This is a genomic window from Streptomyces poonensis (assembly GCF_014650915.1).
GTDB lineage: Bacteria > Actinomycetota > Actinomycetes > Streptomycetales > Streptomycetaceae > Streptomyces > Streptomyces poonensis.
Map to the genome: position 1 here is coordinate 69,098 of NZ_BMVW01000008.1, position 20,075 is coordinate 89,172.

Sequence of the window (20,075 nt, forward strand, 5' to 3'; positions counted from 1 at the left end):
CGGGGTTCTCACCTCACACCCCCTCGACCGGGCGGCGCCGCAGCCGGTGCAGCCGGTGCTTGAGGTGCAGCCGCCAGGAGGTGTCCCGCTCGCCGACGTGCACGCGGGGCAGCGCGTACGGGCCGCTGAGGGGGCCGAGGTCGACGGCGCAGGCGTACGCGTACCCTGCGTCCCGTACGGTGCGGACGGCCCGCTGGTCGACGGTCCCGTACGGATAGCAGAAGCCCTGTACGGGGGCGCCGACCAGCTCCGACAGGACGGCCCTGCTCCCGGCGACCTCGGCGCGCAACGTCCTGTCGTCCGCCTTCGTCAGGTCCACGTGGGTCAGCCCGTGCGAGCCGATCTCGATGCCCTCGGTGGCGGCGGCCACCCGGATGCCCCGCTTGCCGAGCAGCTGCTTGCGCGGGCCGATCGGGTCCCAGGCGTTGACGCCGTCCAGTCGTCCGGGCAGGACGAACAGGGTGGCACCGCAGCCGTGGCGGCGCAGTACGGGCAGCGCGTGGTCGACGAAATCGGCGTACCCGTCGTCGAAGGTGAGCCCCACGAGGCCTCGGCCCTCGCCTCGGGAGCGGGCGGCGAGCAGGTCGGCCATGCTCACTCCGCGCAGGCCCCGGCGGCGCAGCCAGCCGAGCTGCCGGTCGAGACGGCGGGGCGAGACCGTGATGCGGTACGGGTCGTCGGAGCAGTCGCCCACGGAGTGGTACATCGCCACCCATGGCGGTGCGGCCGTCGCGGGTCTGGAGCGGGTGGTCGTCGGGGCGGCGGGATCAGCGGTTACCGGCATGGGGAAGCCTTCGTGTGAGTTTGGTGCTTGTTGTGGCTCTTGTGGTCCTTGCGTTTTTGCGGCTGCTGCGGTCTTCGCGGTCTTCGTTGTCTTCACGTGCGCCGGAGGTCCTCAGCGCCCGGGCCGACGGGACGAATACGGCGGTCACCACGGCGCAGCCCACGGCGAGCCCCAGCGCGGGCGAGTCCACGTGGCCCGCGCAGAACAGCCCCAGCCCGCTCGCGACGACGGCCGCCCGCACCGGCCCGCCCATCCCGTCCACCACCTGCCGGGTGCGGATCGGCACTCCGCGCCCGCCGATGCCGTACAGCAGGAGCAGGGCCGTCAGGGTGATGCCGACGGCGTTGGCGGCGGCGATCCCGAGCACGCCCCAGGCGCCGACGGTGAGCGCGCCGATCGAGGCGGTGGTGACGAGCCCGGCGACCATCGAGGCGAGTGGGTACCAGGTGGGACGCCGGGAGCAGAAGTACGAGCGGACGAGGGCGCTCACCAGTGCGTGACCGAGCAGCCCGAGGGCGTAGACGCGCATCACGGCGGCGGTGGCCGCGGTGTCCCGCTCGGTGAACGCGCCGCGCTGGAGGAGGAGTTCCACGATCTGCGGAGCACAGGCGACGATCACCGCCGCGCCGGACAGCACCAGGCAGGAGACCAGCGCGAGATCCTTCTCCACCCGGCGGCGGGCCCGCTCGGTGTCCCCCTCGGCGAGTGCCTGGGCCACGATCGGGAAGGTGACGGTGCACAGCATCAGCGAGAGGGTCATCGGGATCTGGGCGATCTTCTGCGCGTAGTTGAGGTGCGAGATGGCCCCGGCGGGCAGCGTCGAGCCGAGGAAGCGTTCGACGAGGATCTGGGACTGACGGCACAGCGCGAAGAGCAGGACGCTGGTGACGAGGAGGAGGTCCATCGGGTGCTCGGGCTCGGACTCGGCCTCGGCCTCGGGCTCGGCCTTGGGTCTGGATTCGGCCTCGGGCTCGGACTCGGCCTTGGGATCGGCCTTGGGATTTGCCTTGGGTCTGGATTCGGGTTCGGCCCCGGGTTTGGCCTCGGGCTCGGGTTCGGGCTTGCGGAGTGTCTCGAGGGCGCGGACGGTTTGTGCTCCATACAGCTCACGCGCGAGGAACGGTAGCTGGGCGAGCACCATGAGCCCGCCGCCCACCGCCACCCCGATCGCCGCCGAGCGCACCCCCCAGCGCCCGCCGAACAGGAACATCGCCGTGATGATCCCGGCGTTGTACGCCACGTAGATCGCCGCGGGCGCGGTGAACCGGCGGTGTGCGCGCAGGGCCGCGCTGCAGTACCCGGCGAGCCCGAAGGTGAGGACACACGTGGCCGTGAGTCGGGTGCAGGCCACGGCCGGTCCGGGATTCGGCAGCCCGGGGGCGAGCACCGCCACGAGCCCGGGCGCCCCGACGACCAGCAGCGCGGCCACCGCCATGAACGCCGGCGCCAGCCGGGGCAGCGTCGTGGCGACCAACGAGCGCACCGGATCCCGGTGGGCGCCCCGCGCGCGACGGGCCACGGCCACGCTGAACATGGGTACGAGCACGTACGCCAGCCCGTCCTCGATCAGCAGCGTCGCCGCGAACTCCGGCACCGTCCAGGCCACCAGGAAGGCGTCCGTCTCGGCACCGGCGCCGAACAGGTACGACAGCACCTGGTCGCGGCCCAGGCCCAGCAACGCCCCGGCGGCGGTGAACGCGGCTGTGACGAGTGTGGCGCGGGCGAGGAACCGTCCGGTCGGCGCCGCGATGCGCGAAGGTGCGGGTTCGGAGGCGGGGCACGGAACGTAGCGCGGGCCGGACCTGACGGCGTGTACCGCGCCCTTCGCGCCGCTCACCACATGCGGGCTCTTCGAACCGCTCGCACTGCTCAAACTGCTCGAGCCGCTCGTACTGCTCGTACTGCTCGAAGCGCTCGTACTGCTCGAGCCGCTCGCACGGCTTGAACTGCTCTGGCTGTCCGGGCCGTTCGTCGGCGGCGGTGCCACGGTCATCGCGTCCCCGCCCCGCCCGATACGGCGGCGGACGTCCGATCCGGCAGCGCCCACCACGCCGCGAGCCCGAGGGCCACGGCCGTCAGCACGGTCGTGGGCCCGCCGATGTCGGCGTACACGAAGTCGACCAGGATCCAGACGAGCAGCCCGCAGGCGACGAGCGCGCAGTCCGGACGGCCGGTCCCGGAGCCGGATCTCGCCCCGGAGCCGGACTTCGACCCGGAGTCCGACCTGGCCCCGAAGCCTGTCCGCAGCGCGCACACCAGCAGGGCGAGCCAGCTCCCCGCCAGGGCCGACAGACCGACGAGCCCCTGCTCGCTCAGCACCAGCAGGTACATGTTGTGCGGGGACAGCAGCGGCTGCTTCTGGAAGGCGGTCCCGGCCCCCGCGATGTCGCTGCCGGACGACAGGGCCAGGGAGGCGTGCGTGTCGCGGTACTCGGGGAAACCCTTCAGGCCCACGCCGGTCAGCGGTCGCTCTCGCCACATGCCGACGGCCGCGGCCCACATCGTGTACCGGTCGGTGACCGACTGGTCGGGGGCGTCGGTGACCCGTGTGATGCTGCCGAGCCGCTCCCGCAACGGCGCGGTGCCGATCCCCGGTCCGCCCACGAGGACCACGCCCACGGCGGTCAGCGCCGCGCACACCCTGACGGCCCGCCGGGGCCCCGTCAGCACCAGCTGAAGTCCGCACGCCACCACCGTGGCGATCCACGCCCCCCGGCTGAACGACACCGCGAGAGGCACCAGCAGCATCACCGCGCACCCCGCGGCCGCCGCGCGCTGCCCGGCCCGGCGGCCCGGCCCGAGGGCCAGCCCCACCGCGCACACCAGCCCGAACGACACGACCGTCGCCATCCCCATGACGTCCGCCGGCCCGAAGGTCCCCACCGCGCGGACCTCCTCGCCCGCGTACGAGGCCCCGGTCCCGGTGGCGTACTGGTGCACCCCGACGGCCCCCTGGAACAGCGCCGACCCCACGAACGACCAGGCCACCACCCGGAACCCGGCCCGGCCCGGCACGCTCAGCAGCACGGCCGCCGGCACCAGCACGAACACCTGCAGGTACCGGGCGAACCCGGTGAGCCCGGCCCCCGGCGACACCGCTCCCGCCGCGGCGAGCGCGAGTCCCGTCACGGGCAGCCCGAGCAGCACGGCGGCCGTACGGGACAGCGGGCGCCGCCGCCCGCGTACGAGACGGATCGCGCACCACACCACCAGAAGCCCGGAGACGGCGTCGGCTGCGGTCGCCCCGCCCCCGCCCCCACCGCCGTCGACTCCAGCTCCCCCCACGCCTCCGCCGCCGGGGGCGAGGGGCAGCGCGACCATGACGACGACCGCCACGACCGGCACGACCGCCACGACCGGCACGACCGCCACGACTGGCACGACCGCCACGTCCGGCAGGACGGATCGCACGGGCGAAGCGGGCCGGACGGCGCGGCAGGGGCGTTCCCCTGCGCTCGGGGAGCCGGAAGTGCCGGAGAGGGACACGGGTCAGCTCCCCGTCGGCCGGACGAGCGCGGCCACCGTACGCAGCAGGATGCAGACGTCCTGCCACAGCGACCAGTCGTCGATGTAGGCGTTGTCGAAGCGGACACGGTCCTCGATCGAGGTGTCGCCGCGCAGCCCGTTGACCTGGGCGAGGCCGGTGACACCGGTCCGCACGCGGTGCCGGGCCGCGTAGTCCGGGTACGTGTGACGGAACCTGCGGACGAAGTACGGCCGTTCGGGGCGCGGCCCGACCAGGCTCATGTCACCGCGCAGGACGTTCCACAGCTGGGGCAGCTCGTCCAGCGAGGTCCGGCGCAGAAAGCGGCAGAACCGGTTCATCTCCCGCGCGTCCGCCACGCTCCAGCGGGTCGCCGCCTCGTGGGCGTCGGCCGGGCGGTGGGTGCGGAACTTCAGCAGGGTGAACGGCAGCCCGTCCTTGCCGATCCGCTCCTGGCGGAACACCACGCCGGGCCCGTCGCTCCACCGCAGGGCCGCCGCGGTGGCCAGCAGCAGCGGGCCGGTGAGAAGGAGCAGCGTCCCCGCCAGGGACACGTCGAGCAGTCGCTTGCCGCACGTGTGACGGTGCTCCGCCGTCCCCAGCCGCCGGCACGCGAACCCGGCGATCCGCTCCTGCCGCTCAAGCCGTTCAAGCCGCTCAAGCCGCTCGTGCCGCTCGCCCCCGCGGTCGTACGCGGACGAGTCCGCATCCACGTGCCACAGCACGCACCCCGAGTCGGCCAGCGCCCGCAGCAGGGGCGCGCGTTCGGGCCGCACGTCCAGGACGAGGACGGCCCGTACCCCGTTCTGGACGACGGCCCGCCGCACCTCCTCGCCGGTGGTCAGCACCGGCAGAAGGCCGTCCCTGGGTTCGTAGAAGCCCCTGGCGTCCGTGTCCGTAGAGACCGCCAGGCCTTCGGGAGTCCCGGGGCCCCCGGGCCCCCCGGGCCCCCCGGGCCCCCCGGGCCCCCCGGGCCCCCCGGGCCCCCCGGGCCCCCCGGGCCCCCCGGGCCCCCCGGGCCCCCCGGGGCCCCCGGGAACTCCAGGAGCCCCGATGGGGCGCTCCGCGACGACGCCCACGGGCCGCAGCCCGCACCCCGGCTGCCGCAGAAACGCGGCAGCCACGCACTGCGCCGTCTCCGCGGGCCCGGCCACCAGGGCCGCTCCGGGCCTGCGGACGAGGACCCGGCGTCGCCACCCGTGCACGGCGGCACGGCCCGTGCAGCTCGCCACCGTCTGCAGGAAGCAGCCGAGGACCAGGGCCCGTACGGACAGCGCGTGGCCGGGACCGTACGCGGCCACGGCCGCCGCCAGCGCGCACCAGCCCACCGAGACCCGGCCGCACAGCGCGGGCAGTTCGGCCAGCGCCGCGGGCACGGCAGGCGGCCGGTACAGACCGGCCCGCGCGTTCAGGCAGACGACCGTGAGCAGCAGTCCGGCGGCCGGCAGCGGCTGCCCCGGCGCCCGGCTCCCCGCCACCACCAGGGCCGCGAGCAGCGCGGCCCCCGCGTCCATGGCGAGCAGCGGCAGCACCGAGAGCCGCACTCGTACGACGGACCGCTCACCGATCGAGAACCCGGGGCCGGGACCGGGGGTGGCGCGGAGTGGAAGGAGGACGGAGCCGAACGGGGAGCCGGGCGAGGAAACGAAAGGGACACCGTAGGCCCGTGCTCCTTCGGCCGGTTCGGCCGGTTCGGCCGGTTCGGCCGGTTCGGCCGGTTCTGCTGGGTCGGCCGGTCCGGCCGGGGAGGGGACGGTGCTTTCCGCGCTTTCCGCAGTCACGTGTGGGTGGACTCCCTGCACTCGGTCCTGTGCTCGGCCCCGCATCCGATGGCTTCGCCGCCGGGCAGTTCGCGGTGGGCCTCTGCGGTGCCCAGCAGCTCGCGGTACACGCCCGTGACGGCCTCGGCCGTGTGCCGTACGTCGTGCGCGGTCAGCACGTGGCGGCGCGCCTGGCGGCCGAGCAGGGCGCGCAGCGACGGATCGAGGAGGAGCCGGACGATCGCACGGGCCAGTGCGGCCGGGTCGCCGACAGGCACCGGTTTCCGGCCCGGCGGCAGGCTCTCGCGGGCGCCGTCCACATCCGTGAGCACGACGGGCCGTCCGCACGCCATGGCCTCCAGCGGTGCCAGCGCCATGCCCTCCCAGCGGGACGGCAGGACGACGAGATCGGCGGCCCGGTACCAGGGCACGGCGTCGGCGGCCGCCCCCGCGAACAGCACGCCCCCACCGGCGCCGGCGAGCTTGCGCAGTCGCGCGGCGTCCGGCCCGTCACCGACGAGCACGAGACGCGCCTCCGGCACCCGCAGCACCACCGAACTCCACGCCGCCAGCAGCACATCCTGCCCCTTCTGCCGGCACAGCCGCCCGACGCACACCACGAGCGGAGCCCGCGCTGGCACCCCGTCGAGCAGCGGAATCCGGGCCCGTACGCTCTCTGCGGCTTCTGTAGCCTCCACGACCCTCGCGACCTCTGCGATCTCTGCGATCTCCGAGGTCTCTGCGGTCTCCGCGGTTTCTGCGGTCTCTGCGGCCTTCGTGGTCACCGCGGCTCGTAGGGCCTTCGCCGCCGCCATGGGGCGGAAGCGCTCCGTATCGACTCCGTTCGGAATCACCCGCCAGTGCGCCCGAAGCCCGGCCCGCACCCCGGTCAGCCGCTCGGCCTCGCTCACGCACACGACCCGGTCGGCCCACCGCACCGCCCATCGCTCCCACGTCCGGGCGAGCGCTGCGGTGACCCCGCCGGCCGCCTCGAAGGACCAGGCGTGCGGCTGGAACACGGTCGGGATCCGCCCGCGTACGGCGATCCGCCCGGCCAGCCCGGCCTTGGCGCTGTGCGCGTGCACCAGATCGGGCCGTACCGCGTCGACGATCCGGGCGATCCGGCGCACCTCCCCGAGCAGCGACGGCCCGGGCGAACGCGTCGCATCCCAATGCCGTACGTCGGCCCCGAGCGCCCGGAGCGCCCCGAGCGCCTGAAGCTCCCCGAGCGCCCGGAGCGCGCGGGCGGGAGTGCCGTAGCCGCCGGGGCAGGCTACCGAGACACGCAGACCGTCGGCGAGCTGGGCCCGTACCAGGTCCGTGACCACCTGGGCCACTCCGCCGCCGACCGGCTGGGCGATGTGCAGCACCCGCAGCGGGGGCAGGGAGGGCAAGGGGGACCACGAGGGCAACGAGGAGTCGGGCGGTGACGGGCACATGCGGGTTCCTTGCTCGCGGACGGCGCTGGGGGCGCGCGTCACTGCTGGGCGTTGACGACGACGAAGCGCGCCCCTGCCCGGGCGGCGCCGCGCTGCGAAACGAGCGAGGAGACCAACTGGTCACCACGGGGACGGAGCCCATTGCCCGGACCGGCGGCAGCGAGGCCACGTCCGAGCGCGGGAGCACGCACCGGCGTGCACACGTGATGAGCGCCGGTGGCCACGCGGCACAGGGGCCGTCAGGGGCATCCCTGGAACCCGGTGGGCGGACGCGGAGAGGGCACGGCGGAGGTCCAGCGCCGCACGGCGCGGCGGACGGCGCGGAGGACGGCGCGACGGACGGTCCGGGGAGTGACGCATGACCGGCAGTGCTCTTTCGGTTGTCGCGTAGGTGACGCGCGGGACCGCCTCGGGGACGCCGCGTCACCCCGGATGCCGGGTGCCGGGTGCCGGGTGCCGGGTGCCGGGAGGCGAGCGGCGGGGTGTCGGGAGGCGAGCGGCGGACGGCGTGCGGCGGACGGCGGACGGCGACCCGGGAGGGACCACAACCGTATCCCGCTGTCCCCCTATCCGCGCTTATCGGTGAAACAGGAAAAATGTGTCGCCATGGGCAAGATGGGCGTTTGCGTGGATCACTCCTTCGGACGCGCAACCCCGCGCGCGTCCGGGCGTTGATGCCAGCGTCGGGCGCACTGCCCGGATGTTCTGCGTCAACACCAAGGAGCACTTCTCCATGTCGCGTATCGCGAAGGGCCTGGCCCTGACCTCCGTTGCCGCCGCCGCCGTGGCGGGCACCGCCGGCGCCGCCGTCGCCGACAGTGGCGCGCAGGGGGCCGCCTCCAACTCCCCGGGTGTCATCTCGGGCAACACTGCCCAGATTCCGATCCACCTTCCGGTCAACCTCTGCGGGAACTCCATCGACATCATCGGTCTGCTGAACCCTGCGTTCGGCAATCAGTGCGTCAACGACTGACATCACGACGTACCGCCCGACGGCCGGCCGTCCTCCCTGTACGGGGAGGACGGCCGGACCGCGTTGTGCGGTGACCGGTCGGGGATGCCCCGAATGGGGGCTGGCGGGCGGCAGGCTCGTGCATGGGGCCTCACCAGCGAGGACGTGGACGACACGAGCGACGGGCCGCCGCGCGGCACGGGCGATCGGTTGCAGGCGGCGATGACCGATTTCACGGTGATCACACGATCTGTCGCACCGACCGAAGGGAACAGCCCCCATGAGTCTCCCGCCCGTCCGACATCTCGCGTCGTCCGCGTTCTGCGCCACGGTCCTGCTAGGGATCGCCGCCCCCGGCGCGTCTGCGGCCGGCAGCGACCCGGCGCGCGACCGCGTCCAGACGGCGGCACCGGCCCCCGACGCGGAAACGCTCCTGGCGCGGACGAGAGCGCTGAGCGGGCTCGACGATGCGCTCGAGCCGCTGACCGACCTGCTCGAGTCGGCACTCGAAGCCGACGACGACGAGAGGTTCTCCGACGGCCAAGTGGCGGCGTACCGGGATGCCGTCCAGCAGGTGGTCACCAAGTTGAACTCGCTGGCTCTCGTCGCGCCGACGCTCCCGCAGAGTCCCGTGGAGCCGCAGAGTCCCGCGGTGCCCCAGAGTCCCGTGGCGCCGGAAAGCCCTGTAGCGCCGCAGAGCCCCGCGGCGCCGACGAGTCCGGCGAGTCCTGTCTCCCCCGCGCTGCCGCAATGGCCCACCGCGCCCGCGAGCCCGTCACTCCCCGCCGAGCCGCCGTACCCCGCCGAGCCGCCGTACCCCGCGGAGCCCTCGTCTCCCGCCGCGCCCCACACCCCTGCGGACGCGTCGCGGGTCGACGACCCTGCCGCGGCCAAGAGTGATGCGATCACCGCTCTCGAGGCGGCGGTCGACGCCCTGCTGGCCGCCGGCTCCTCCGGTGAGTCCGCCGACGTGGAGCCCGCCGCCGACAGCGTGCTGACCGGCCTGGCCAACGTGGTCGCGGCCGCCCTGCTCGGCAATGGAGTGCCGGCTGCGGACGCGGCCGGCAGACCCGAGCAGGCACCACCGGCGGACACGGCCTCGATCCTGCCGCAGAAATCGCCCACCGCTCCGCTGCTCCCCTTCTGAGCCCCCGCCGGGAGCAACGGCTCATCACCTCCTCGTATAAGCCGTTTCACAGGGAAATCAGTCGTGCCGGCCTCTGTCCGGCCAGTACGACGGTCTCCTTGCGAGGAGACCAGGAATTTCCGGAACACGGGGTTTCCGGGGCGTCCGGGACTCGTTGGGCAGGGCGCAGTGAGAGCCCGGGTCTTTCCCTGCCCGGGCGGTGAGAATTCCCCGGCGGTGCAAGTCGCCGAAGAAAGGAACACCATGAAGTCGCTGAAGGCCGCCGCTGTCGTTACCGGGTCCGTCGTCCTGGCTGGTGCCGCCACACCGGCCTCTGCGTTCGACCCCTCGGAGGTGGCGCCCATGAGTCTGAACGGCGCCTGGAACCAGCTCATGAGCGAGCCCATCGACATCTCCCCGCTGAAGCAGCAGTCGAACATGCTCGACACCGAGAACAAGGACTCGCTGCTCAGCAGCGTGAAGAGCGCCACCACGGCCCTCAATGCGGCCGGCAGTCCGCTACGGCTCCTGGGCGGTCTGCCTCTCGGGCGGTGAGCGCTTCCCGGTCCTGCACCGGCCCCGCGCTGGAACCAAGTCCGCATCGGCATTCCATATCGGTGTCCGCATCCGGTCCGCATCCGGTTTGCATCCGGTCCGCATCCGGTCCGCATCCGGTCCGCATCCGGTCCGCATCCGGTCCGCATCCGATATTCGCACTCGGTATCCGCGATCGGAATGCATATCGGCATTACATATGGAGTGCAGCAGGCCGTTCGTACTGTGCGATGCGGATTGTCCGCCGTATGCCGTTCGACGACACTCCGGCGTGCGGATGACGCGCATCCCTCGTTCGTGTGGTCGATCGAGGCGTATCGCCCAGTCGGGTGAGAAAGGTGCATGACCGGGCCGGGAGCGCGGTTAGGGTGCCGCGGTGACCTCAACTCCCACTGAAGCACGCCCTTTCCGTCCCGGTGACCTGGGCACGCTCGTCGTCATGGCCTGGAGCGGCGGAACTGCCGACGGTGACATGCCCTATCTCCTCGCCTATCCCCTGGGGGACGGCGAGAACGGCCCGGAGGCCTCCTCGGCCGCCGTAGGACAGCTGTTGCGCGATATCGGCCTTCCCCTCGGAGAGGAGACCGACGCCGCAGGCCTGCCCCACCTGCCGGTGACCCTCGTCCTCGAGGCCGGGCAGGCCGTCGTGGCCATGCCGCATTTCGCCGCCCGGTGCCCCGCGCCGGACGAGTGGCTCGCCGCCGTCACCGAACGCGGGTACGCCCATCTCGTCTTCGCCACCCGCCCCTGGCCCGAGGCGGCCCCCGGCAGGTCCGTCGAGCCCGAGGCGCTGGCCGCGTTCGCGGGCGCCCCGGAGACGCTGTCCAGCGCCGCCCACGTCCTCTTGCCGGCCCGTAGCCCCCGCAGCTGACGGTGGCCACGGCGGAGCGACACGCCGACCCGGTACGGGCCGCGGAGCCGACGCGGCCCGTAGGGCCTCCACGGGCCCTACGGCCAGTACGGCCCGTACGCCGGTCGTCAGCGTGCTCGTAAGGAGAGCGAGCGTGTTGTTCGTCAGAAGAGCGAGCGTGTTGTTCGTCAGCGGAGTGCGGCGCCGGAACGTGATGCGGGGACTGTTCGCGGTGGCGACCGCCCTGGCACTCGCCCCGGTCGTCACCGCGTCACGGAACCGGCACTCCCGACACCCGGCCCATCCGGGCAGCACGGTGCTGCCCCCGGGCCACACCGCGCCCTCCGGCGGCATCGCTCTCGACGAGGTGGACGTGGCGTTCGACGAGACGTACTGCGGCTGCCGGATCCGGGGCGGGATCGCCGCCGAGGAGCGCGCGACGGCCATGGGTGCGCGGTGGCAGGTCACCGTGGACGGACGCCCGCTGCATCTGATGCGGCGCGCGGACGGCACGTACCTGAGCATGGTGGACCATTACCGGTCGTATCCCACCGCCCTGGAGGCGACGCGCGCCGCCGTCGACGAACTGGGGCCCGCGCAGCGTCTGCGGGTCACGGACGCCGTGCCGGGCGGACGCCACCGGAAGAACGGCCACAGGGAGAGCCACGAGAGAGAGAACGGCCACAGGGAGAACCACCAGAGGGAGAAGAGGCACAGGGAGAACAGCCATGGCGTACGTGCGTAAGGACGTCAGCACGCTGACGCGCGCGGAGCGGCGCCGGTTCGTCGGCGCGCTGCTGGAGCTCAAACGGCGGGGCGAGTACGACGAGTTCGTACGGACGCACATCGACTACTACGTGCCCGACGGCGAGAGGGGACTGCGCACCGCCCACATGGCGCCCTCCTTCCTGCCCTGGCACCGCGCGTACCTGCTGGAGTTCGAGCGGGCGCTGCGCCGCGTGGAGCCCTCGGTGACGATTCCGTACTGGGACTGGACCCGCGATCGTTCGACGACGTCCGCGCCCTGGACCGGGGATCTGCTCGGCGGCAACGGGCGGCGTACGGACCACCGGGTGATGACCGGGCCGTTCGCCTACGCCACCGGGGACTGGACGGTCACAGTGGGGGTCACCGATGTCGCGTACCTCACCCGGGACTTCGGTCATACCCGACAACCGGTGGACCTGCCCACGCGCCGCGAAGTCGACGAGGCGCTGGCTGATCCCGTCTACGACTCCGCGCCCTGGGACTCGACCTCCCGGAAGGGCTTCCGCAACAAGCTGGAGGGCTGGGGGGCCGGGCGGGGCAGCGCCTCCTGGCGCATCCACAACCGGGTGCACCGCTGGGTCGGTGGCCACATGGTCGGCGCCGCCTCCGTCAACGATCCCGTCTTCTGGCTGCACCACGCCTTCGTGGACCTCCAGTGGACGCGCTGGCGGCGGCGGCACCCGGAGGCCCGGTACCTGCCGGCCCGGCCGCTCGATGTGGACGACCCGCAGCGGGGCCGGGTCGTCGCGCGGCACGAGCCCCTGCCGCCGTGGGAGGCGACTCCGGACCGGATGGAGGAGGTCGGGGAGATCTACCGGTACGCGTGAACGGGCGCGGGTGCGGGTGCAAACGCGGAAGCAGGGGCGGGTGCAAACGCGGAAGCAAGGGCGGGTGCAGGCGCGGGCGAGACGCGGTTGTCAGCACGGATACGAGGACGGTGCGTACCGCACGGAAGAGCCCCGGTGGTCTCCCGCCACCGGGGCTCTCCTCCGCCGACCGCGTCCGTCGGCGTCTTCGCATGTCAGCGACCGTAGCCACCGGAGCCGTGGGACCCGTTGTGGGACCCGTTCTGGGACCCGTGGTGCGACCCGTTGTGCGATCCGTTCTGAGGCCCGTTGTTGTGGCCGTTGTTGTGGCCGTTGTTGTGCCCGTTCTGGTGACCGTGGTGGTGCTTGCGGCCCACATCGGCGCATACGTTGCCGAACGCGGGGTTCAGCAGGCCGATGATGTTGATCGAGTTGCCGCAGAGGTTGATCGGCACGTCGAGAGGCAGCTGCGCTGCGTTGCCCGAGATGATGCCGGGCGAGTTGAGAGCCGAGCCCTGGGTGCCCGAGTCGGCCGTCGCGAGGCCGGCCCCGCTGAGCATCACGGCGGACGTGCCCAGCGCGACGGCGGCAGCCTTCGCCATGCGAGACATCGCGTTCTCCTTCGTTCGATGAGCCGGCCGCCCGTACGCGGCCGCACTCTCCTTCAACGCGCTCACGCACCGCGAGTCACGGCATTCGTTAGGGATCACCCCATTTGAACAGGGTTTTTCCCGTGCGCCGGGGAATGGGCCGGGACGGGACGAAGGGCGGGCCATGGTGGGACGAGGAGCGCGGCGGGGCGGGTCGGAGAACGGGCGGGGCGGCGCGAATGTGCGGGTGCGACGATCACCTTCGGCCAACCTTGCCCCGCGCCCGCGCGCGGGCGCGCTCGCGGTATCCGGCCAGCGGAAAAGCCCTCCCGAGGGAGGGCTGGATGTCGGACGGCCGGTGGCGCCCCCGGCAGGACTCGAACCTGCGGCCAAGCGCTTAGAAGGCGCCTGCTCTATCCACTGAGCTACGGGGGCCGGGTGTGGTGGCCTCTGTCGTGGTGCCCGGGTGTGGGCTGATCCGTGACGTTGCCGGGGACAAGGATAGGGCTCCCGCGTCCGTGTCCCTGTTGCTTCGCCTCCGTGGCTCAATGTGGAGGTTCAGTGAAGCGGTCCTGATAATCGCAGGCAGGTACGAATCGTGCATCGCTTTTCGCGTCTCGCGCACCGGGTGTTGTGCACTCGTTATGCCTGAGTCCCAGTAGTCCCTTCCGTCCCTTGTGTTCTGTCGGCGCGCTGACGTGTTCATATGCTTCAAAATGCCATCAAAATTGGGCATTCTTCGCGTGTGGTGACTCTGGACGTACGGCCTCAGCTCCTCGACGCACTCTCCGCCCTGCGCGACCGTGTCGCCGCCGTGCGCTACCCGCTGCCCCTCGCGGGGGCCCCACGCGCGCGAGCCAACCGCGACGAACTGCTCGCACAGCTCGACGACTACCTGGTGCCCCGGCTGAGAGAGCCCGAAGCGCCGTTGCTCGCCGTCGTGGGCGGTTCCACAGGCGCCGGGAAGTCGACCCTCGTCAACTCCCTCGTGGGCCGGAGGGTCAGCGAGGCGGGGGTGCTGCGCCCCACCACCCGCACTCCGGTGCTCGTGTGCCACCCGGGGGATCACCACTGGTTCAGCGGGATGCGCGTGCTGCCCCATCTCACGCGCGCGTGGGTGCCCCGTCGGGAGCCCGGTGGCGAGCCGTTCCCGGACGGCGGCGACGGTCGGCGCGTCCTGCGGATCGAGACCGCCGACAGCCTGCCCCCCGGGCTGGCCCTCCTCGACGCGCCCGACGTCGACTCCCTCATCACCGAGAACCGCGTCCTGGCCGCCGAACTGATCTCCGCGGCCGACATCTGGGTGATGGTCACCACAGCAGCCCGTTACGCCGACGCCGTGCCCTGGCATCTGCTGCGCACGGCCAAGCAGCACAGGGCGACCCTGATCACCGTGCTCGACCGGGTGCCCCACCAGGTGGTGTCCGAGGTCTCACGGCAGTACGGGGCACTGCTCGCCAAGGCCGGCCTCGGCGAGGTGCCTCGGTTCACCGTGCCCGAGCTGCCCGAATCCGCCTGGGGCGGCGGGCTGCTGCCGGCCACGGCCGTGGCGCCGCTGCGCAGCTGGCTGACACACCAGGCGACCGACCCCGGGGCCCGGCACCAGGCGATGGCACGCACCGCTCACGGCGTACTCGACTCGCTCAGGGCACGGATGCCCGAGCTCGCCGGAGCTGCCGCCGCCCAGTACGCGGCCGCGCTGCGGCTCACCGCGGCCGTCGACACGGCGTACGACCGGGAGCACACGCGCGTGAAGAGGAGTCTGCAGAGCGGGGCCGTACTCGCCGGGGACGCGCTCAAGAGGTGGCGCGGCTACCCGCTGGACTGCACCGCCGGAGAACTCCTCGACGCGCTCGTGGAGAGCCTCGCCGCGCTGCTGCTGTGCGCCGTCATCGCCGCCGACCAGTGCGTCGACGACGCCTGGCGACGGGAGCCGGCCGCGGGCGCCCCGGAACTGACGCGCCGCGACCCGGTGCTGGAGAGCGCCGAGCACCGCATCGGGATGGCCGTACGACGCTGGCGGCGCGTCCTGGAGGAGTACGCCGAGGAGGAGGCGCGCGACCTCGGCGGAAGCACCACGCCGGATCCCGAGGCCCTGGCGGCACTGGTCGCGACCGCGCTCCTGGGCGGGCGCCGGGTGCGGTCCGCGGGGGAACGGCTGGCCGAGCTGATCGGCGCGCACGGTGCCCTCCGGCTGCGCGACCGGGGCGGGCGGCTGCTCACCGAGTACCTCGGCAGGGCGCTGCGCGTCGAGCGTGAGCGTCGGCTCGCCCCGCTCGAGGCACTCGACGTGACTCCCGAACCCCAGGTCGAACTGATCGCCGCGCTGTCCGTACTGCAGAAGGAGAGATGACTGCCGTGACCGCCGTCACCGACCGCACGGACCACGACGGGGGCGAAAAGGGTGCCCGCGCGCGCGTGCATCCCGATGCTCCGGCCTCGCGCCCCGACGACCCGCCCCCGCGCTCCGATGGCACGGCCTCACGCGGGGACGCCCCTGCGCAGACCGGTGCCGATGCCGATGCCGATGCCGATGCCGACGCCGGGACCGAGACCGAGGCCGAGGTGGACGCGTATGCGCACGCGGACGCGGAGGGCAGACCCCGGGACGGGAGCCAGTGGGACGACGGCCTGATCGCCCGACGCGCGACTGACGAGGAGCCCGCCCAGCAGGCCACGCAAACCGCACAGACCGGGCAAGCCGAACAGGCGGGACAGACGGCTCAGGCAGCCCAGGCGGCGCAGGGCGACCTGGCGAAGTCCGGGCCGACCGGCACGCAGATCGTGTTCCCCGTCGCCTACGACGTACCGCTGCGGTCGCGGCTGGACGAGTTTCGGGAGCTTGTGGGTGTCTCCCGCGCGCGTCTCGACAGCGGGACGCTCGCCGAGGCGGGACGTGTCCTGGACGAGGCAGCCGCGCGGCGCAGGCTCTCCGGGCAGCACACCGTCGTGGCCCTCGCGGGAGCGACCGGCAGCGGCAAGTCGACGCTCTTCAACGCGCTCGCGGGCGCCCCTCTCTCGGACACCGGCCTCCGCCGCCCCACGACCGCCACGCCCATCGTGTGCAGCTGGAGCGACGGCGCGGGCAGTCTCATCGACCGGCTGGGAGTACCGGGGCGGCTGCGCCGCCGCCCGCTGGAGGGCGTGGAGGGGGAGTCGGCGCTGCGCGGGCTGGTCCTGGTGGACCTGCCGGACCACGACTCCGCGGCGGTGCAGCACCGCGAGCAGGTGGACCGCATCCTGGCGCTGGTGGACGCGGTCATCTGGGTCGTCGACCCGGAGAAGTACGCCGACGCCGTCCTCCACGAGCGCTATCTGCGGCCCCTGGCGGGGCACGCGGAGGTGATGTTCGTGGTCCTCAACCAGGTGGACCGGCTGCCCGGGGAAGCCGCCCACCAGGTCCTCGACGATCTGCGGAGGCTGCTCGACGAGGACGGGATCGCGGTGGGGGAGTACGGCGAACCGGGCGCGACCGTGCTCGCCCTGTCCGCGCTTACCGGGGACGGGGTCGGAGAGCTGCGCGAGGCGCTCGGCCGGTTCGTGGCGGAGCAGGGTGCCCCGGCCCGCCGTGTCGCCGCCGACCTGGACGCGGCGGCCTGGCGGCTGCGGTCCGCGTACGCGACCGGGGAGCGCTCCGGGCTCGGTGAGGAGGCGCGCGACGACTTCGCCGCCCGGCTGGCGGACGCCGTCGGCGCGAGCGCGGCGGGCGAGGCGGCCGAACGGGCCTGGCTGCGCAACGCCAACCGCGCGTGCGGCACGCCCTGGCTGCGGTTGTGGCGATGGCTCCAGAGTCGCCGGGAGCCCTCCACCGGGCGGCTGATCCTGCCGGTACCCGCGGAGGAGGAGGCCACCGCCCGGCAGCGCGTCGAGCAGGCCGTGCGCACGCTGTCCGAACGGGCCGTCGCCGGCCTGCCCGATCCCTGGGCTCAGGCCGTGCGTGAAGCGGCCCTGCACGGTTCTCAGGGGCTGCCCGAGGCGCTGGACGGGCTGGCTGCGCGGGCCACCGGACCACAGGGGCGGCCGCCGCGCCCCGGCTGGTGGCCGGTGGCTGTCCTCGCCCAGGCATGCATGACGCTTCTGCAGGTCCTCGGAGGGCTGTGGCTGGTGGCGCAGATCGCGGGGGTCCTGCCACCGAACCTCGGGGTGCCGGCCCTGCTCATGGCGATGGGCATCGTCGGCGGACCGGTCGTCGAGTGGGGCAGCAGACTGGCGGCGCGCGGCCCGGCCCGGCGCTACGGGCTGGAGGCGGAACACCGACTGAGGGAAGCGGCCGCCGGCTGCGGTCGGACGCGCGTGCTGGAACCGGTGGCCGCGGAACTGCTGCGGTACCAGGAGGTACGGGAGCAGTACGGACGAGTGCTGGGAATGACCACCGTCGTGCGGTGAGCCGGGGGGCCTTGCTCGTTGCCTAGGCTCGCCGCGATCGCTGTCGCTCGGTGCTTCGCTCTTTCGGGTGGCGGAGTTCTCCACAGGTCGGAGGTTGTGCACAGGGTTCAGCGGGGTCGGCCCGGCAGAGGCAGTCTGAATCTCGCGGTGACCGCGGCGGACGCGGTTCGCCGCGTCGGACGCAGCCGTACGGGACGGGCCCGTGCGCGTGTCCGCCAGGCCCGGGTGCCGGGCGGAGGAGGGGATTCGCGATGAACGAGACGACGCTGTGCGTGGTGGGGAACGTGGCCACCCGGCCGGTGTGCAAGGAGACGGCCCTCGGCACGTCGGCCAGGTTCAGGCTGGCGGTGACGTCACGGTACTGGGACCGCGAGAAGAACGAGTGGACGGACGGGCACACCAACTTCTTCACGGTGTGGTCCAGGCGCACGCTCGCGGCGAACGTGACCTCCTCGGTGTCGGTGGGCGACCCGGTCATCGTCCAGGGCCGGCTGAGGGTGCGCACCGAGCGGACGGAGGAGGGCGAGAGCCGCACCTGGGCGGACATCGACGCGACGGCGATCGGCCACGATCTCGCGCGCGGCACATCGGCGTTCCGCCGGGGCGCCAGGGCGGAACCGAACGCGGCGACGGCCACGCCGCCCGCGTCCGAACCCAACTGGCATACGGCATCGGCCAGTCAGTCGGTCGACGCCCCACAACACCACCGCGAAACAGCCGGTGTGACGTGACATCAGATGACGGTTCGACCGGCCTGACCGGACTGCGGCTTATCGGGGAGAGCGTTGTGGACACTCCGTAAGTAGCTCTGGATAAGCGCAGCTCACCGCATGTGTGAACAGCCTGTGTGAGCGATAACGATTCCGATTCGGATCGGCCGTCGGGCCGCATGACCGGGAGGAGCGGCGCGCGGCTCTCCCTAGGATGCCCGACATGGCTCATGGGACTGTTGATGCCGGTGATGACCCACACCACTGCGGCAACAGGTCTCGCTCGAAGGGAAGTTCAGTGTTTTCTTCGCTCTCTGCGTCGGCCGCGCGCGGGCGAGGTGCCGCCCGCCTCGCCGCAGTGACGCTGGCGTCCGGGATCGTCGTCGCGGGTGCGGTGGCCACCGCGGGCCCGGCCGCCGCCGAGGAGACCTCGCAGAGCCCCGGCGGCGCGACCGCCACGATGGACGGCCTGAAGACGTACGGGGACGCCGTCATCCGTGAGGACGGCGAGGAGCAGCACGTGTCCGCCGGCCTGTTCGAGATGTCCGTCGAGGGCGGCGGCATGCTGCAGACCTACTGCATCGACCTGCACAACCCGACGCAGCAGGACGCCAGATACCAGGAGACACCCTGGAGCGGCACGTCGCTGAACGGCAACAAGGACGCGGGCAGGATCCGCTGGATCCTGCAGAACTCCTACCCGAAGGTGAACGATCTGGCGGCGCTCGCCGAGGAGGCCGGGGCGGCCGGCCTCACCGAGCAGGACGCGGCGGCCGGCACCCAGGTGGCCATCTGGCGCTACTCGGACGGCGCCGACGTACAGGCCGTGGACCCGCAGGCCGAGAAGCTCGCGGACTACCTGGAGGAGAACGCGCGGAACCTGGCGGAGCCGAAGGCGTCCCTCACTCTCGACCCGCCCGCGGTCTCCGGCCGCGTCGGCGAGCGCCTCGGCCCGGTCACGGTCCGCACCAACGCGGACTCCGCGACGGTGACGCCGTCCGCGGACGCGGCGGCCGGCGGAGTGCGCCTCGTCGACGAGGACGGCAAGGCCGTGACCACCGCGCGCAACGGCAGCCGACTGTACTTCGACGTGCCCGAGGACGCCGCGGACGGTTCGGCCACGGTGACCGTGCAGGCCTCCACCACCGTGCCCGTCGGCCGTGCCTTCGCCTCCGAGACCCGCAGCCAGACGCAGATACTCGCGGGTTCCAGCGAGTCCACGGTCTCCGCGACGGCCACCGTCAACTGGGCGAAGGAGGGCGCGATACCCGCGCTGTCCGCCGAGAAGAACTGCGCCGAGGGCGGCGTGGACATCACGGCGGTCAACCAGGGTGACAAGCCCTTCACCTTCGAGCTCATGGGAACCGAGCACACCATCACCGCGGGTGCGACGGAGACCGTGACGGTCCCGCTGCAGGAGGACCAGGCGTACGACTTCACCATCACGGGGCCGAACGGCTTCGAGCAGCGGTTCAAGGGCGTCCTCGACTGTGCGACCGAGACCGCGGCCGCCGCGGGCGGCGACGCGGTCCAGATGGCCGGTGAGCCCAGCCCGGCGACGGTGGCGGGCCCCTCCGTCGAGGAGAGCACCGACCTCGCCGAGACGGGCAGCTCCGGGGCGACCGTCCTGATCGGGGGCGTGGCCATCGCCCTGGTCGTGATCGGCGGCGCCGCGCTGCTCCTGGTCGGCAAGAAGAAGGCGGCCGCACAGGAGAAGGCGCCCACGCAGGAGTGACGAGGACAACACGCCCGCGCGCGGCCGGACCCAGGCCCTACGGCACTGCCCCTTGGCAACTCAACAGAGAGTGACCGCGCGGTGACCTGGGCGAGCGGCGCGGCCCCGGTGCGCACCCCAGGCGCCGGGG

16 protein-coding genes and 1 tRNA gene are annotated in these 20,075 nt (G+C 72.9%); 10 read left to right on the forward strand and 7 right to left on the reverse strand.

Annotation, left to right across the window (positions count from 1 at the left end; all coding sequences use genetic code 11):
• Window positions 1–13: 13 nt before the first annotated feature.
• From IE242_RS20635 to IE242_RS20660, 5 genes are all read right to left on the reverse strand, one after another.
• Entirely contained in the window at window positions 14–706 is a 693-nt protein-coding gene (locus IE242_RS20635; RefSeq protein ID WP_189861801.1) for a polysaccharide deacetylase family protein, read from the reverse strand.
• Between the two features lie 61 nt (window positions 707–767).
• Entirely contained in the window at window positions 768–2,777 is a 2,010-nt protein-coding gene (gene murJ, locus IE242_RS20640; RefSeq protein WP_229859186.1) for a murein biosynthesis integral membrane protein MurJ, read from the reverse strand.
• Window positions 2,774–4,105 carry an O-antigen ligase family protein gene (locus IE242_RS20645; RefSeq protein WP_189861804.1) on the reverse strand — a complete coding sequence of 444 codons (1,332 nt, stop codon included), beginning with the start codon at window positions 4,103–4,105 and terminating at the stop codon, window positions 2,774–2,776. Before IE242_RS20645 ends, murJ begins: the two co-directional genes overlap by 4 nt.
• Window positions 4,106–4,273: 168 nt before the next feature.
• Complete coding sequence (locus tag IE242_RS37825; RefSeq protein ID WP_229859192.1) at window positions 4,274–6,049, reverse strand: sugar transferase; 1,776 nt, start codon at window positions 6,047–6,049, stop codon at window positions 4,274–4,276.
• Entirely contained in the window at window positions 6,046–7,467 is a 1,422-nt protein-coding gene (locus IE242_RS20660) for a glycosyltransferase (RefSeq protein WP_189861419.1), read from the reverse strand. Before IE242_RS20660 ends, IE242_RS37825 begins: the two co-directional genes overlap by 4 nt.
• A gap of 733 nt (window positions 7,468–8,200) precedes the next feature.
• Between IE242_RS20660 and IE242_RS20665 the strand changes: the two genes are divergently transcribed.
• From IE242_RS20665 to IE242_RS20690, 6 genes are all read left to right on the forward strand, one after another.
• On the forward strand, window positions 8,201–8,440 hold the full coding sequence (locus tag IE242_RS20665; RefSeq protein WP_189861421.1) for a chaplin: 240 nt from the start codon (window positions 8,201–8,203) through the stop codon (window positions 8,438–8,440).
• Window positions 8,441–8,699: 259 nt separating this feature from the next.
• The gene (locus IE242_RS37830) at window positions 8,700–9,566 is read left to right on the forward strand and encodes a hypothetical protein (RefSeq protein ID WP_229859243.1); all 867 of its coding nucleotides are present in this window, start codon (window positions 8,700–8,702) and stop codon (window positions 9,564–9,566) included.
• Between the two features lie 243 nt (window positions 9,567–9,809).
• Entirely contained in the window at window positions 9,810–10,100 is a 291-nt protein-coding gene (locus tag IE242_RS20675) for a hypothetical protein (protein WP_189861422.1), read from the forward strand.
• A 376-nt stretch (window positions 10,101–10,476) separates the two neighbouring features.
• Window positions 10,477–10,971 carry a DUF5949 family protein gene (locus tag IE242_RS20680; RefSeq protein ID WP_189861424.1) on the forward strand — a complete coding sequence of 165 codons (495 nt, stop codon included), beginning with the start codon at window positions 10,477–10,479 and terminating at the stop codon, window positions 10,969–10,971.
• A 133-nt stretch (window positions 10,972–11,104) separates the two neighbouring features.
• Complete coding sequence (locus IE242_RS20685) at window positions 11,105–11,695, forward strand: tyrosinase family oxidase copper chaperone (RefSeq protein ID WP_229859194.1); 591 nt, start codon at window positions 11,105–11,107, stop codon at window positions 11,693–11,695.
• Entirely contained in the window at window positions 11,679–12,545 is an 867-nt protein-coding gene (locus IE242_RS20690; RefSeq protein WP_189861426.1) for a tyrosinase family protein, read from the forward strand. Before IE242_RS20685 ends, IE242_RS20690 begins: the two co-directional genes overlap by 17 nt.
• 194 nt (window positions 12,546–12,739) lie before the next feature.
• On the opposite strand, the gene IE242_RS20695 is transcribed toward IE242_RS20690, so the two are convergent.
• Complete coding sequence (locus IE242_RS20695; RefSeq protein ID WP_189861428.1) at window positions 12,740–13,135, reverse strand: chaplin; 396 nt, start codon at window positions 13,133–13,135, stop codon at window positions 12,740–12,742.
• 338 nt (window positions 13,136–13,473) lie between these two features.
• Window positions 13,474–13,549: transfer RNA gene (locus IE242_RS20700), tRNA-Arg, on the reverse strand.
• Between the two features lie 310 nt (window positions 13,550–13,859).
• On the opposite strand from IE242_RS20700, the gene IE242_RS20705 reads away from it, so the two are divergent.
• From IE242_RS20705 to IE242_RS20720, 4 genes are all read left to right on the forward strand, one after another.
• Window positions 13,860–15,467: a dynamin family protein gene (locus tag IE242_RS20705; RefSeq protein WP_189861430.1), complete on the forward strand. Its 1,608-nt coding sequence runs from the start codon at window positions 13,860–13,862 to the stop codon at window positions 15,465–15,467.
• Window positions 15,464–17,500: a YfjP family GTPase gene (locus tag IE242_RS20710; protein ID WP_189861437.1), complete on the forward strand. Its 2,037-nt coding sequence runs from the start codon at window positions 15,464–15,466 to the stop codon at window positions 17,498–17,500. Before IE242_RS20705 ends, IE242_RS20710 begins: the two co-directional genes overlap by 4 nt.
• 251 nt (window positions 17,501–17,751) lie before the next feature.
• Window positions 17,752–18,231, forward strand: a complete 480-nt coding sequence (locus tag IE242_RS20715) for a single-stranded DNA-binding protein (RefSeq protein ID WP_189861439.1) — start codon at window positions 17,752–17,754, stop codon at window positions 18,229–18,231.
• Window positions 18,232–18,508: 277 nt separating this feature from the next.
• Entirely contained in the window at window positions 18,509–19,945 is a 1,437-nt protein-coding gene (locus tag IE242_RS20720; protein ID WP_229859196.1) for a Cys-Gln thioester bond-forming surface protein, read from the forward strand.
• Window positions 19,946–20,075 lie beyond the last annotated feature (130 nt).

Excerpts from the sequence above, each read along its gene's own strand:
- IE242_RS20635 (WP_189861801.1), bottom strand. The coding sequence starts at position 706 with ATGTACCACTCCGTGGGCGACTGCTCCGACGACCCGTACCGCATCACG.
- murJ (WP_229859186.1), bottom strand. The coding sequence starts at position 2,777 with ATGACCGTGGCACCGCCGCCGACGAACGGCCCGGACAGCCAGAGCAGT.
- IE242_RS20645 (WP_189861804.1), bottom strand. The coding sequence starts at position 4,105 with ATGGTCGCGCTGCCCCTCGCCCCCGGCGGCGGAGGCGTGGGGGGAGCT.
- IE242_RS20660 (WP_189861419.1), bottom strand. The coding sequence starts at position 7,467 with ATGTGCCCGTCACCGCCCGACTCCTCGTTGCCCTCGTGGTCCCCCTTG.
- IE242_RS20665 (WP_189861421.1), top strand. The coding sequence starts at position 8,201 with ATGTCGCGTATCGCGAAGGGCCTGGCCCTGACCTCCGTTGCCGCCGCC.
- IE242_RS37830 (WP_229859243.1), top strand. The coding sequence starts at position 8,700 with ATGAGTCTCCCGCCCGTCCGACATCTCGCGTCGTCCGCGTTCTGCGCC.
- IE242_RS20675 (WP_189861422.1), top strand. The coding sequence starts at position 9,810 with ATGAAGTCGCTGAAGGCCGCCGCTGTCGTTACCGGGTCCGTCGTCCTG.
- IE242_RS20690 (WP_189861426.1), top strand. The coding sequence starts at position 11,679 with ATGGCGTACGTGCGTAAGGACGTCAGCACGCTGACGCGCGCGGAGCGG.
- IE242_RS20695 (WP_189861428.1), bottom strand. The coding sequence starts at position 13,135 with ATGTCTCGCATGGCGAAGGCTGCCGCCGTCGCGCTGGGCACGTCCGCC.
- IE242_RS20710 (WP_189861437.1), top strand. The coding sequence starts at position 15,464 with ATGACTGCCGTGACCGCCGTCACCGACCGCACGGACCACGACGGGGGC.
- IE242_RS20715 (WP_189861439.1), top strand. The coding sequence starts at position 17,752 with ATGAACGAGACGACGCTGTGCGTGGTGGGGAACGTGGCCACCCGGCCG.